Below are 13,813 nucleotides of genomic sequence, written 5' to 3'. Positions count from 1 at the left end.
AATCCGTCGATACCATCGACCGATGATTGCCAGCGACATGTCCCGCCCGGCGTGGGACGACGACCCGGCCGTGTCCGGCTGGCCGGGCCTGCCCGCACTGGAGCGTGACGGCACCGCGGACGTCTGCGTCGTCGGCCTGGGAGGCTCGGGTCTGGCCGCTGTAACCGACCTCGTGGACCGTGGTCTCGATGTGGTCGGTATCGACGCAGGACGGATCGCTGCCGGTGCCGCGGGCCGCAACGGCGGATTCCTGCTCGGTGGTCCGGCGACTTTTCTGCACGCTGCGCTCGCAACCTGGGGCCCGTGTGCGGTGGATCTGTATCGAGCGACTCTGGCCGAGATCGACTCTCTGGAAGAGATTCTCGGATCCGACGTCGTCCGCCGTACCGGATCCATCAGGCTCGCGGGAGTGCCCGGCGCGCCGGTCGAGCTCGCCGATTCGGAGGATTGCGATGCGCTGGCACAGTGCCTGCGCGAGAACGACATTGCCGTCGAGCAGTATTCCGGCGAGTTGGGGCGCGGGATCTTCCTACCGGACGACGCGGTGATGAATCCTGCGCGTCGCGCGCTGGGGTTGGCGTCGATCCTCGCGGGCCGCGCCCGGTTGTACGAGAACACGCCCGCAACCGCCATCGAGCCAGGAGCAGTCACGACGCCGAGTGGGGTGATTCGGTGCGGCCTGGTTCTCGTTGCCGTCGACGGTCGGCTCGAACAGGTACTCCCCCAGCTCGACGGCCGGGTTCGGACCGCGCGTCTGCAGATGCTCGCCACCTCGCCCGTGACGCCGAGACGACTGCCCTGCCCCGTGTACGGACGATGGGGATACGACTACGCGCAGCAGGACGCGTCGGGACGGCTGTATGTCGGGGGCGGTCGTGACCTCTTCGTAGACGACGAGTGGACACCGTCCGACGAACCGACCGCCCAGGTGCAGGACTACATCGAATCTGTCGCGACATCGTTTGCAGGAGAATCTTTTTCGGTTTTTGCGCGTTGGGCTGCATCCGTGGGATTCACCGCGGACGGGCGCCCGCTGTGCACAGTCGTCGACGACACCGTGGTCGCATTCGGCGGCTACAACGGGACAGGGAATCTGGTCGGCCCGGTCACCGCTCGTGCCGCCGTTGCGCTCGGGCTCGACGGGATTGCAGTGCCGCAGTATCTGAGCAGCTGACGCATGGCAGTGTGGACCCATGGCCGAAGAACCGGAACGCACCGAGGACGGTCGCTACATCGTCATCAAGGGTCGACGTTGGCGCGCAACGGATCCTGACATCCCCGAGGATCGCAATGCCGAACTGCGGTCGATCCTGATGGCGTGGCGCAGGGAGGTCAAACGGACGTCGGGCGCACCGGAATCTCGGGCAGGGGTGCACGCCACCAAAGTCGCCCTCGGCGAGCGTGGAACGCCGTGGTGGGAACAGTCCGACGACGAACGACGAGCCCGCTGGGAATCGGAAGTATCGCGGCCTGCCGACACCTGACCCTCGCCAGATGGTTGCCATGATGGAAACTATCCAATACAGTTTCCACCATGGAAAGCATCGGAAGACCCACACCTGCCGAAGCACGGACAGCCCTCGACGACATCGACCGAGTTCAGCGCGCGGTACGAGACACTCCGTGGCCGATATGGCTGTACCCGGTCAACGCGGTACTGCTTGCCGTTTTCGCACTGACCGCCCTTCTCGACAGCCAGGCCGCGCCCCTGGGGGTCGCCGCGGTGATCATCGCGGTCAACGTCATCACCGGATATCGGATGGGGACGCCGTGGGCCCTACCCACCAACAGAGGCTTCCTCAGCTGCGTGGCGCTCTCGGCGCTCTGCGTCGCACTGGCGCAGGCTGTCGGGAATCCCGGCGGACCGGCCTGGCCTGTGCTTCTGCTCGCCATCGCAGCTGCGTCGATCTACTCGATCGGATCGATCTTGCACTACCGCAGCACACGTCGATGACGAGCGATCTCGATCCCATCATTCATCCCGCACACCGGCTCCGAATCTGTGCCCTTCTGGCCGCGGCCACGACGGTGGAACTCTCGATCGTCAAGGAACACAGCGGGTTGAGCGCATCGGCGCTGAGCAAGCAGGTCGCCGCTCTGGTCGATGCGGGATACGTCGAGCAGCAGCGATCACGCACGGACTCGCGTCGACTGTGGTTGTCGTTGACGAAGGACGGTAGAACGGCGTATCGACGCCATGTGACTGCACTGCGCACTATTCTGGCCGATACCGACGCCTCCATCTGATCTTCTGCGGTGACTTTCCGTCGCGGTGCGTGTCTACTGTTTCGACGGATGCCGTCGACGTAGTTCAGCCCGCTCGTTCAGCGAAGAAGGAGACTTCGATCATGTCCATTCTCAATCCCTACCTGTCGTTCCGAGACAATGCCCGCGAGGCGATGGAGTTCTATCGGTCGGTCTTCGGTGGCGAGCTCACCGTCACCACGCTCGGCGAGGCCAACGCCAGCGAGGATCCCGCCGACCAGGACAAGCTCATGCACGGCCAGCTGACAACCTCGAACGGCTTCACTCTGATGGGAGCCGACACGCCGTCGTCGATGGAGCACACCCCCGGCAACACCATGAGCGTCTCGCTCAGCGGCGACGAGGAGGACGAACTGACGGGCTACTGGAACAAGTTGGCCGTCGACGCGCAGTTCACCATGGGTCTCGAGAAAGCTCCGTGGGGCGACACGTTCGGAATGTTGACCGACAAGTTCGGTGTCCAGTGGATGGTCAACATCGCAGGATCCAACACTGGGAGCTGAGCGCCGACGCGGCCGCTCCTACACGACGACGGTCTTCGGCGGGATCACCTGTCGGAGACCTTCGGGCCCCCAGCCCCGATCGAGTGCCACCAGCAACAGTGCACAGCCGATACCGGACAGGACGAGCGCGGAACCGAACATCGCGGTGTAGCCGAACAGGTCTCCGACCACACCGGCGGCAATCCCGGCGGCACCCTGCGCGAAGACGATCGCGCACGCCATCAGCGTGTAATCGCTTCCCGCGAAGCGCTTCTCGGACGCGTCCATCATCAGCGCGAACACCGCCACGGTGGCCGCACCACCGAGCACATGTTCGGTGATGTTGGCGGTGACCAGAAGCGGAAAGCCGCCTACGCCCAGGGACGCAACGACATACAGGGTAAGGCTCAGCGTTTGGCTCACTCCGCCCACCAGCAGTGCCCGACGACGTCCGTACCGAAACGCCAGCCATGCCCCGAGTACGGCTCCCCCGACCGCAGCCACCGAAGACAGACCGCCCTCGACCAGCGCTATCTGGGGCAGCGACAGTCCGCTGTCCGATAGAAACGGACCCACGAGGGCCGATCCCATCGAGTTGCCGAACTTGAACCCGATGATCAGCAGAATGAATGCCACCATTCCGGGTCTGCGAAGCCGCGACCACCAGGCACCGGCCAGCCGCCCCGGCCTCGGTCGCTCGGCGTGCGGATCGGAGTCCGCGTCGGCCGCGTCGAGTTGTCTGCGCATCCACCACACGGGGAGCGTCGTCAGCACGATCAGCAGTGCCATCGCAACGAACAGCGCCCGCCATCCGGCGAAGGTGAACAGCCACAACAGCAGTCCGCCACCGCACACCATGCCGATGCGGTAGGCACCGACCTGGAGTCCGTTGCCCAACCCGCGCTGCGCCGCGGTGAGCGTACGCACCGCGATGCCGTCGGTCGCGATGTCCTGCGTCGCCGACAGAGCATTCATGACGAAGATGCCGACGAACAGCCAGCGCAACGTCGAGGACAGATCGAGGAACGACAACGCCAGTGCCACCGCTGCGGCCGAACACTGCAGCGACAGCAGCCACCGCCTCCTGGATCCGTACCGATCGACGTACGGTGCCCAGAGAAACTTGAGCGCCCACGGCAGGAACAACACACCGGTTGCGCTGATCTTCACCAAGGAGAACCCCGACTCCCGGAGCACCACCGGCAAGGCCTGGGTGAAAACCCCGAACGGCACTCCCTGCGCGAAGTAGAGCGCCCCCAGGAGAGTGAGGGTCCCGGCTGTGAACGACGCCGGGCGCACCGCGTTGGTCATGACGGCCATCGTGTCAGAGCGACGCCGACTCCGCTGAATGCGCTACCGGCTGGCGAAGGATGGTGCGCAGCTTCGCAGGTTCGACCCGGCGCGGATCGCTCAGATAGATCTCGTGATGTCTGCCCGTCATCGTCAATCCAGAACTGGGGATGTATCGATGATGGAGCTCGTCGAGTACCGGTGTCTCGTCGTCGTAGGACCCGACGTGCAGCGTCTGTACGCACAGTCCCTCGTCGAGAGTCTCCAACCGAACCCTGCTCGACGCATCCGAGTTGCTCTTCGAGGCGGCGGTCGCCACTGCCGCCTCGAACATCGGACGGTCGATCCAGTCGGGCACCATGATCATGGCGGTCCAGCTCCACTCGCTCTTGTCCCTCTCGGTGGTGAACGACGTCATGTTCTCGGCCCACCACAGAGCCTCGAGCGGCGGGACGACGTAGTCCCGTTCGAGATCGTTCTTGCTCGCGAACTTGAGGGCATAGGCCACGGGGTAGAGCGCCCCGATTGCTTCGGCATACTCCGGCGCGGTGTTCGGATCGCCGTGTCCGTCGATCATCAGGTAGGTCATTGGCGGAACGACGAGGGTACGAAAGATGTTGTGCCGTGCCGAATATGCGTCGAGCGTCTTCTTGAAATCGACCTTCATGACACCCGCTCCGGCACCGCTGTTCAGACGAGCCACGCGCGTTCGTCGTCGCTGAATCGGTTGACGGTGCCGCGGGTCGCGATCGCTCTGTCGTACATGGCCGCCAGCGCATCCAGCAGGGGCTTGTTCAGCGAATCGAGTGCATTCTGGCGTGCCACGATCTCGTCGAGGCGCTCGGCGAGTTCGGCCAGCACCGCCGACCGGTCGACCGTGGTGACGCGTCCGCCCTGGACGACGACCCGGCCCGCCACGATCACGACATCGATCGAGGAACCGTTCTCGGAATACACCAGTTGCCGGTCGAGCTTCTGCCGAGGCGTGAAAGCCATGGTGTCGAGGTCGAAGATCACCAGGTCGGCCTGCATCCCCACCTCCACGGTGCCCACGGTGTCCTGCAGGAGCGCACTGCGGGCCCCGCCGACGGTGCCTGCGAGTAGTACCTCGTCCACCGTGGGCCAGGTGGTGAAGTCCGGGTTGGTCACCTTGTGCAGCAGCGCAGCAGCTTTCACGACGTCGAGCATCCGGGGAGAATCACTGCTCGAGCATCCGTCGGTTCCCAATCCGAGGTTCACGCCCGCGCTACGCAGGGCATGCCACGGGGCGATTCCCGATCCGAGCTTGAGATTCGAGATCGGATTGTGCGAAATCGACGTACCCGCCGCGGCGATCATCGACATATCGTCTTCGGTCAGCCAAATGCCATGCGCCAGCGTGGTGTTGGGTGACAGTGCGCCGATCCGACCCATGTATTCCACCAGGGAGCCGCCGTACATCTCCGTTCCCGTGACCAACTGAGTCTTGGTCTCGAGGACGTGAATATGGCATTCGGCGTCGAATTCGGTCGCCAACTGCGTGGCACCGACCAGAAGTTCCGCACCGCACCGTTGCGGTGCGGACGGCGCGACCATGTATCGCAGACGCCCGTTGCCTCGACCGTGATACTGCTCGAATGCTTTCCTGCTGAATGCGAGGTACTCCTGCGTGGTGGGAACCGGATGCGACCGAATCTCGGCCGTGACCTCCGGCGACAGATGATCGACGATGAACGGAACGGTATCGACGAACGGTTTGCTGATCACGTGTCCGGAAATGTTCGCTCGGATGCCGATCTCTTCGTAGGCGTCGAACACCGCCGACAGTTGCGCCCAATCCTGAGTCGGGTTCTCGAGAACGTCGTCGACGATCGTCGTCACGCCCGCTTCGAGGGACTCGATTGCGAACAATGTGCTGCGCAGACGAACCAGATCCGGTTCGACGCGACTGTCGCCGAGGATCGGATACGCCATGGCCATCCACATCTCGAGGGGCATGTTGTCGTATTTGCCCTTGTAGAACGTCTCCCAGGAATGGGTGTGTGCGTTCACGAATCCCGGTGTCACCAGCCTGTCGCGGCCGTCGATGATCGTATCGCCGTCGCCGGGTTCGAGATCGGCGGCGATTGCAGTGACGACGTCGTTCTCGATCCGGATGCTGCGAACGATCGGTTCGGATCCGGTGGATGCGTCCATGGTGATGACGCGTGCGTTCCTGATGAAGATTCCCATGTTTCCTTCCTTGACTGCGCGGTGCGATGACGGCGAGGAGCTATTCGACCGGCTGTGGTGTCGGAGCCTGCTCTTCGGGCTGTTGCTGACGAATCATCCACTGCCGATGCGATTTTCGGGCGAGAAGGTAGTACGTCGATGCTGCAGCACTACCGCCGACGAGCCACGAGATGTCGAGACCGCCGAGTGCCTGCGAACCGAACCCCTGCAATGCCGGGACCATGCCGTTGAGAAACATCCAGGTGCCGAAAATTCCCACGGCGAACGCCGCGAGTGCACGCCAGTTGACGTCCTGCATCCTCGTCGAGCCCACCTCGTCGAACAGATGGCCGTAGCGGGTGCTGGCGCGCTCGAAGATGTAGTAGTGCACCAGCATGATCGCGCCCCACGTCGCCACCCAGCCCACCACACCGACGAGCCAGGCGTCGAGGGTCTGCGCCGCATCTTCCTGGAAGACGAAGAACACGCTCGCGGCCAGTGCGAGAACGCCGACGACAAGGTTCAGCGTGCGCCGACTCAACTTGATGTCGAGGGCCTGCGCCGTCACACCGAAGCTGTAGACGTTGAGGACGTTCGTGGCGATGGGGCCGTGCAGAACCAACAGCAGCACCGGGATGGCGAGCGCACCGAAGTTCTCCACGATCAGCTTGCCCGGATCGACGGAACCGTTGGTGGTGGCCAACGTCGCGCCGAGCACACCGAGCCACACGACGGGGATCAACTGTCCCAGTGCACTGACCAGGTACAGCTTGCGTCGCGGAACACGCGTACTCACGAAGCGGGAGTAGTCGGCGGCGTAGGTCAACCACGTCAGTCCCCAGCCGATTCCGATGGCCGTCATCACCGCGGACATGGCGACGATGCGTTCGGTGCCGGCCAGCGCAACTCCGTCCGGACCGGAGTAACTCCAGTCGATGTCGAGGTGGAACCAGGCGACGATCGACATCAGAACCAGCACCACGACGGTCGGCGGAACGGTCCAGCGCTCGAATGCCGCGATCGCCCGGTATCCGGCCATGGAGATACCGACCTGAATCGCCATGATGACTGTGGCCACCGCGACCTTCCATCCGACGTTCGCGGCGTCCGGGTCGACCCAGCCGAGTTCGCCGAACAGGGCCATCACCAGGTCGAGGACGATCCAGGTGTTCACCGCGCACCAGCCGACGACCACCACGGCCTGGACGGCGGAGGGAACGTAGTTGCCTCGACGACCGAAGACCGAACGGCCCAACAGCATTCCGGTCGTTCCCGTTCGTTGTCCGAGTAGAACGAAGAATCCGAAGATCGCCATTCCGATGACGTTTCCGAGGACGAGCACCGTCAGGGTATCCGCCAGGCCGAGGCCCATGCTGATGCCGAGCGCGCCGAGCACCCAGTTGATCGGCGCGATGTTCGCACCCGCCCATATCCAGAACTGACCGGACAGCGCGGTGGTTCTCTGGCTCTCGGGAATCGGCTGGAGCGAATCCTCGACGTCGTGGGAATGTGTGGTCACCGTGAACTCCTCGGTATGCGGTCGACCGGCGGTTCGGTCGGCCTCGTGAGAAGCCTGCTGCCCGTGTGTTTCCCGAACCCTTACGCAATGTAAGCCACTCGTAACGGCGGGTGGACAGAATGTCACCTATGAATGTGCTCGACGCCTTCGATGACGTCTATCTTTCCGCGGCGCGACCCGAGCTCGTCGCGGGAAGGCGTTCTGCGTCGCGGTCTCTGCGGTGGGTTCATGCCAGCGAGCAACTCGACATCGCACCGCTCTTGCGCGGTGGGGAGCTGATTCTGATGGAGGGTGTGTACTTCGGCGGGTGTTCCGACGCCGATCTGGTGACGTACCTCGAGTCGATGAATGCCGCGGGAGTCGTCGGTATCGCGGTGGAGACGGGGGGAATTCTCGACGTCGTTCCGCCGCTTCTGGTCGAGCATGCCGAACGGATCGGCTTTCCGGTGGTGCATCTCCGACGCCGTGTGCCGTTCGTACAGGTATGCGAGAGCATCAACAGTCAACTTGCCGACTCCGCTCTGCGTCGGCTGCAGATGGCAAACCGTATGTCTCGGTTGTTGTCGGCCTCGATCGAAACGGACGGGGCGGTGGACGCCGTTCTCGATGTGCTCGGTGCCGAGACTCGGTCGTCGGTGACGCTGCATTCGGCGTCGGGAGATCTGATCGGGCAATCCGGACTCGTCACCGAGCCATCCGATTTCACCTCGTTCGAGGTGCCCGTCACCAGTGGTGGTCGGGACGTCGCGGTGTTGACCGTGGCTCCTGGACCCGATGCCGACATCTATTCGATAAACGCCGGACTGGAGAGAGCTCCGGAAATTCTGTCGATCGCGTTGCTCAGTTCACGCCCGGCCAGGGTGGAAGACCGACTGCGTACCCGCTTCTTCTCACTGTTGTCGGCGACGAATTACCCCGCCTCCGATGTCACCGATCACCTCGACGGCGTCGCCGAGCGCATGGGCATGCCCGAACACGACGCCTACCTGACGGTGTCGGTCGAATTCGACCACGACCCGGCTGCCGGCACGTGGCAGCGCACAGTGGGTTCGGTGTCGCCGCACAACTGGTGCGAGAAGATCGGCGACCGACACGTCGCGGTTCTCGGTTTCGCCGGTCAGGAGATGCTCGATGCCCGACGGCCGGTTCTGCTGTCGACGTTGCAGGCGACGCAGTTGCGTATCAGGCGAGCCGGTGTCGGTCCGGGAGCCTCCGATCGCCACGGTCTACGCCGGTGTTTCGACACCGCCACAGCAGTGCTCGCGCTGGACCTCGGCCCTCACGACCGCATCCGCGATGCCCGCAATTTCGCACTTGCCCTACTGGTGGAGTCGATGTCGGGGAAATCCACGGTCGAGAAGTTCGTCCACGATCAGATCGGACCGTTGCTCGCACACGATCGGGAGCGGCACGGAGAGTTGTACGTGACCCTGCTGGCCTACATCACCCATTGGGGTAGCAAGACCGAGACTGCGAAAAGCCTTCGGATACAGAGGCAGACGCTCTATCAACGGCTCGACCGGCTGTTCGACGTTCTCGGTCCACTACCGGCAGGCTCCCCCCGATTCCCGGGGATCGCCACTGCGGTGTTTCTCGAACAGGCCCGCCGCCAGGGCTGTACCGTCCCCGGCGGCTGACCCGTCGACCGATCCTTCTCACACCTCGGCGTCGACCTTGTCCGGCTCGCCTCGACGCATAGCCAGGTACTCGGAGAGTTCGCGTTTGACCACGGGCAACAGCAGGTACAGGCCGGTGATGTTCACCAATGCCAGCAGGAACAAGGTGGCGTCGGCGAAATCGAGCACCGAGCCGAGGGACAGTACGGTTCCGATGACGGTGAACATGCAGAACATCACGTTGAAGAAGGTCCGCGAGAAGCGGCTGCGTCCGAACAACGACGTCCACGCCTGCAGTCCGTAGTAGGCCCAGGTGATTGCGGTCGAGAGCGCGAACAGAGCCACCGCGAGAGTCAACACGTACGGGAACCACGGGAGCACGGTCTCGAAGGCGTCGGAGGTGAGGGTGACACCGCCGGCGGGAAGCTCACCGGTTTCGGCGACGATCGCGCGCTGATCCTGCCAGGTGACGGTGTTGGCGATCACGATGGTCAGTGCGGTCGCGGTACAGATGACAACCGTGTCGATGAAGGGCTCGAGCATGGCCACGAAGCCCTCGGTGACCGGATGCCTGGTCTTGACGGCCGAGTGCGCGATGGCCGCCGAACCCAGTCCTGCCTCGTTCGAGAACGCGGCGCGCTGGAATCCGATGATCATGACGCCGAGTACGCCGCCGGCCACACCCTCGGGCGAGAACGCACCTTCGAAGATCGCCGTGAACGCCGTGGGGACGGAACGGAAGTTGACGGCGATGACGACGCCGCACGCGACGATGTAGATCAGCGCCATCGTCGGCACGAGCTTGGCGGTCACCGCCGAGATCGACTTCATGCCGCCGATGATGACCAGTCCGATGATCAGCGCGACGACTATGCCGAACACTGCTTTGGCTCCGTCGGAAGCGAGGAATCCATCGTCACCGCCGGTGACGGAGCGGACCTGTGCGTACGTCTGGTTGGCCTGGAACATGTTGCCGCCGCTGATGGCGAAGAACGTGATGACGATGGCGTAGAAGACGGCCATGACCTTGCCGACCTTGGCCAGTCCTCGCTCTGCGAGACCCTTGGTCAGGTATTTCATGGGTCCGCCGGAGACGGTGCCGTCCTCGTTGATGTCTCGGTACTTCACGCCGAGCGTGCACTCGACGAACTTCGATGCCATGCCCAGCAAGCCGGCGAGGATCATCCAGAGGGTGGCACCGGGTCCACCGAGTGTCACGGCGACCGCGACACCGGCGATGTTGCCGAGACCGACTGTTCCGGACACCGCGGCGGTGAGAGCTCTGAAGTGGCTGACTTCGCCGGGCGCGTCCGCCTCGTCCTCCTTGCCGCTGACGAGAATCAACGCACGCTTGATTCCGCGGACCTGGATGAACTTGAACGCCACTGTGAAGACGACGGCACCGACGATGAGCCAGAGGACGATCAGTGGAACAGCGGCTCCGCCGATGTTCACGGTGAAGAAGACGAGATTCGACACGGCAGCGGAGATCGGATCGAAGGCATTGTTGATCGCCGTCTCGATGGAGCTGATCGTGCCTCCGTCCGCGGCCAGTTCATCGGTTGCGAGGGGGTGAGAGCTCATGGCTTCGAGTGAACAGCACGTTGACCGCAGAAGACGCCATTTACCGAATTTCGAGCAATAATTTACGCGATCTTGACGAGACGCCCGCGGGCTCAGACCGCAGATCTGGCCGGTATTCGTCTCAAAAGCACTGTTGCAGCATCCAGTACGACATGACGGTCGTAGGTCAGGCGGTAGTCGTACATGGGGGTGCCGTCCTCGGCCGTGCCTCGCTCCACCGCAATGAGCGCCACACTCGACATCGGAGCAAGAATCACGATCGAACGCTCCAGCGCCAACGGTTCGTCCGCGCCCACCACCACAGCACGGAAGCTGGGCGCAGGCGGCGCGGCATGCGAGTCGAAGACAGCCGTCAGCGCGGTCCGGGTGGCGAGGTCCTCGAACATCGCCTCGCGTGCAGGCGTCAGGCCGGTGGACGCGCTCACCGTCGCCAGTACGACGGTCGAGGAACCGGTGCCGTATGCACTGTGCAGCAAACTGTTCTCGATGGCGTCGAGCAGTGTGGAATCCGCGTGCCTGCGGGCACCGAGCGAATGGGTGAGCCCGTACGGCGTGACCGCCACCGGGGCGCGCACGGTGACCGTTCCATCCAGGTCGAGCGAACGGACGGGTTCGGGTACCTCACCGAAATCCGGGAGAGGGGCCGGTGTGCCGTAGAGGTATCCTTGCCCCAGAACGGCCCCCATCGCGCGCGCATAGCTCTCGTGCCGCTCGGTTTCGATCCCCTCGGCCAGGACCAGGGCACCGGTACGTTCGGCCTCGGCGGCAACGGCAGCGACGATGGCGGCGGTCTCGTTGCTCGAACGCCCCTGCACCAGAGCCATGTCGAGCTTGATCACGTCGGGACGCAGCAGCGGGATCAGCGCCAGGCTGGAGGAATCTGCCCCGACATCGTCGATGGCGACTCGCCACCCCAGGTTTCTGGCGTGCTCGGCCGCCCTCAGCAGACCCGCCGGATCACCCATCAGATCACGCTCGGTGATCTCGACGATGATCGACAGCCGCGACGCGTCGGCGAGCATCGGTAGGTAGTCCCGAGGAGGAGGTGCATCGAGGGCAACAGGTTCGGCATTGACGAACAGCGCGAGCTGATCGGGATAGCCGGACTCGACGGCACCGCGGAGCGCGCTGAGTCTGCACCGCCAATCGAAATCGGCGGTGACGCCCTGCGCGCGTGCCACCCCCAACAGTTCCGGTGGCGGGATCGGCGGACCTTCTCCGCAGGTCCGCACCAACGCTTCGTACCCTACGACGGCGCGCCCGTCGAGCAAGACGATCGGCTGATAGACCGACGTGATGTCGATCGACACCGGCGAAATTGCGGCACTCGTCGAGCCTCGACACATGGGTGGACCCTCCCTCGATACTGATCGATCGGTCCCCACCCGGGTCATCATCTTGCCCGACTGCACCGTGATGTCCACAGCCGACTGCGGTCTGCACGTCGATCGACTGGTTATAAGGTGCTCGAAGGACTCGACGAACGGCGGTGACGACAGTGGGAGCGGACTCTCGCCCTCGTGCCCCTCACGACCGCCTCTTCGCGGATCGATACCGACTGGGCACCGTGTTGGGACGCGGCGCAATGGCCGACGTCGTGCACGCCGACGACGACGTTCTCGGCCGGTCCGTAGCGGTGAAGATATTTCGCCACGGTGAGCCGCCGGACTCTGCACAGCGCATCGATGCAGAAATTCGTACTCTCGCGTCGCTGTCGCACCCGGGTCTGGTGACGCTGTACGACGCGGGCACTGCACTCGACGACAGCGGGATGCCGGTTCCGTACCTGGTGATGGAGCTGATCGACGGTCCGACTCTGAGTGCGTATCGCCGGAGCCGATCGATGAACGCCGCACACGTCGCGCGGATCGGTTACGAGTTGGCGGAAGCTCTCGCCTACATTCACGACCGGGGTGTGGTCCATCGGGACATCAAGCCGGCCAACATTCTCGTCGCGCAGGCACCGGACGTGGGCGTGGGGCAATGCGCCAAACTTGCCGATTTCGGCATCGCCCGTATCGTCGACGCCGAACGACTCACCGAGCACGGCACCACAGTCGGTACTGCGCACTACCTCAGCCCGGAGCAGGCAACGGGTACGTCTGCCGGCCCGCCGACGGACATCTATACGCTGGGTCTCGTTCTCATCGAATGCCTGAGCGGCACAATGGCATTCGAGGGAAGCGCCGTGGCAGCAGCGGTGGCGCGCCTGCACCGCGATCCCGACGTCCCCGAGGGGCTCGGACCGGACTGGCACGCGCTGTTGACGGAGATGACAGCCAGACGCCCGGAGGATCGACCGGACGCAGCTGCAGTTGCCCACCGACTGCGCGCGCTCTCGCGCAGCACGACACCTCTTGCTCACACTGCCGTGATGCCCGTCGAACCCATCGACAGGGCTGCGCCCACAACATTTCCAGCGTCGGCTACGGCCGAATCTCACCGCCGACGATGGATGATCCCGGCGGCAGCGGCTCTGTTCGTTTCGCTGGGCGCGGCGATCGTCTGGGTCGCAGTGGGCACGGGTGATGAGCCGGAGCCCATGTCACCTGCGACACCGGCTCCGACACTCGTGGAGTCGCCGACCGTTGCGGCCACAACACCTGCACCTGAGCCCGCACCGGCGACCTCGATCCCGGTTTTCTCGAACCCTCCCGAGCCTGCACCCGTCCCCACGTCGAATCCGGATCCGATCGAACCGGCCGCGCCTGCGCCGCTACCGCCGGGAAACGGCAACGGAAATCCAGGGAACGGCAATTCGGGAAGCGGCAACGGCACCAGTGGGAACGGCAATTCAGGAAATGGCAACAGCGGGAACGGAAACGGCAATTCCGGCCGAGGGAACTGACCCCACGGCCGTCGGCGGA

The 13,813-nt window shown here is 64.1% G+C and carries 13 protein-coding genes; 7 read left to right on the top strand and 6 right to left on the bottom strand.

Annotated elements, in window-relative coordinates:
• Positions 1-22 precede the first annotated feature (22 nt).
• From CH291_RS21455 to CH291_RS21435, 5 genes are all read left to right on the top strand, one after another.
• Positions 23-1,174, top strand: a complete 1,152-nt coding sequence (locus CH291_RS21455) for an NAD(P)/FAD-dependent oxidoreductase (protein WP_094688602.1) — start codon at positions 23-25, stop codon at positions 1,172-1,174.
• Positions 1,175-1,193: 19 nt separating this feature from the next.
• Positions 1,194-1,484, top strand: coding sequence for a hypothetical protein (locus tag CH291_RS21450; protein ID WP_068047475.1), 291 nt, complete (start codon positions 1,194-1,196; stop codon positions 1,482-1,484).
• A gap of 50 nt (positions 1,485-1,534) precedes the next feature.
• On the top strand, positions 1,535-1,954 hold the full coding sequence (locus tag CH291_RS21445; protein ID WP_094688601.1) for a hypothetical protein: 420 nt from the start codon (positions 1,535-1,537) through the stop codon (positions 1,952-1,954).
• Positions 1,951-2,247: a transcriptional regulator gene (locus CH291_RS21440; RefSeq protein ID WP_094688599.1), complete on the top strand. Its 297-nt coding sequence runs from the start codon at positions 1,951-1,953 to the stop codon at positions 2,245-2,247. The genes CH291_RS21445 and CH291_RS21440 overlap by 4 nt, the downstream gene beginning before the upstream one ends.
• Positions 2,248-2,345: 98 nt before the next feature.
• Positions 2,346-2,768, top strand: a complete 423-nt coding sequence (locus CH291_RS21435) for a VOC family protein (RefSeq protein ID WP_094688871.1) — start codon at positions 2,346-2,348, stop codon at positions 2,766-2,768.
• Between the two features lie 18 nt (positions 2,769-2,786).
• On the opposite strand, the gene CH291_RS21430 is transcribed toward CH291_RS21435, so the two are convergent.
• Genes CH291_RS21430 through CH291_RS21415 form a run of 4 tightly spaced genes read right to left on the bottom strand, consistent with a single transcriptional unit; the run spans position 2,787 to position 7,746 of the window.
• Positions 2,787-4,058, bottom strand: a complete 1,272-nt coding sequence (locus tag CH291_RS21430; RefSeq protein ID WP_094688870.1) for an MFS transporter — start codon at positions 4,056-4,058, stop codon at positions 2,787-2,789.
• A gap of 13 nt (positions 4,059-4,071) precedes the next feature.
• Positions 4,072-4,704, bottom strand: a complete 633-nt coding sequence (locus tag CH291_RS21425) for a GyrI-like domain-containing protein (protein ID WP_094688869.1) — start codon at positions 4,702-4,704, stop codon at positions 4,072-4,074.
• A 23-nt stretch (positions 4,705-4,727) separates the two neighbouring features.
• Positions 4,728-6,248 (bottom strand): amidohydrolase family protein, encoded by a 1,521-nt coding sequence (locus tag CH291_RS21420; protein WP_094688598.1) that lies wholly within the window; start codon positions 6,246-6,248, stop codon positions 4,728-4,730.
• Between the two features lie 40 nt (positions 6,249-6,288).
• Complete coding sequence (locus tag CH291_RS21415; RefSeq protein ID WP_094688595.1) at positions 6,289-7,746, bottom strand: purine-cytosine permease family protein; 1,458 nt, start codon at positions 7,744-7,746, stop codon at positions 6,289-6,291.
• Positions 7,747-7,874: 128 nt separating this feature from the next.
• Here CH291_RS21415 and CH291_RS21410 point away from each other — a divergent pair, with 128 nt between their 5' ends.
• Complete coding sequence (locus tag CH291_RS21410; RefSeq protein WP_068047313.1) at positions 7,875-9,383, top strand: PucR family transcriptional regulator; 1,509 nt, start codon at positions 7,875-7,877, stop codon at positions 9,381-9,383.
• Between the two features lie 18 nt (positions 9,384-9,401).
• Here the strand turns inward: CH291_RS21410 and CH291_RS21405 are convergent, their stop codons facing one another.
• Together CH291_RS21405 and CH291_RS21400 are read right to left on the bottom strand one after the other, a co-directional pair.
• Complete coding sequence (locus CH291_RS21405) at positions 9,402-10,946, bottom strand: alanine/glycine:cation symporter family protein (protein ID WP_094688594.1); 1,545 nt, start codon at positions 10,944-10,946, stop codon at positions 9,402-9,404.
• Between the two features lie 92 nt (positions 10,947-11,038).
• Complete coding sequence (locus CH291_RS21400) at positions 11,039-12,256, bottom strand: EAL domain-containing protein (protein WP_255183152.1); 1,218 nt, start codon at positions 12,254-12,256, stop codon at positions 11,039-11,041.
• Between the two features lie 179 nt (positions 12,257-12,435).
• On the opposite strand from CH291_RS21400, the gene CH291_RS27345 reads away from it, so the two are divergent.
• A complete protein-coding gene (locus CH291_RS27345; protein WP_306437691.1) occupies positions 12,436-13,794 on the top strand; it encodes a serine/threonine-protein kinase in 1,359 nt (452 codons plus the stop codon).
• The last annotated feature ends 19 nt before the right edge of the window (positions 13,795-13,813 follow it).

Source organism: Rhodococcus sp. 14-1411-2a, from assembly GCF_002259485.1.
Classification (GTDB): Bacteria; Actinomycetota; Actinomycetes; order Mycobacteriales; family Mycobacteriaceae; genus Rhodococcoides.
This window is presented reverse-complemented; position numbering and strand designations above follow the sequence as displayed.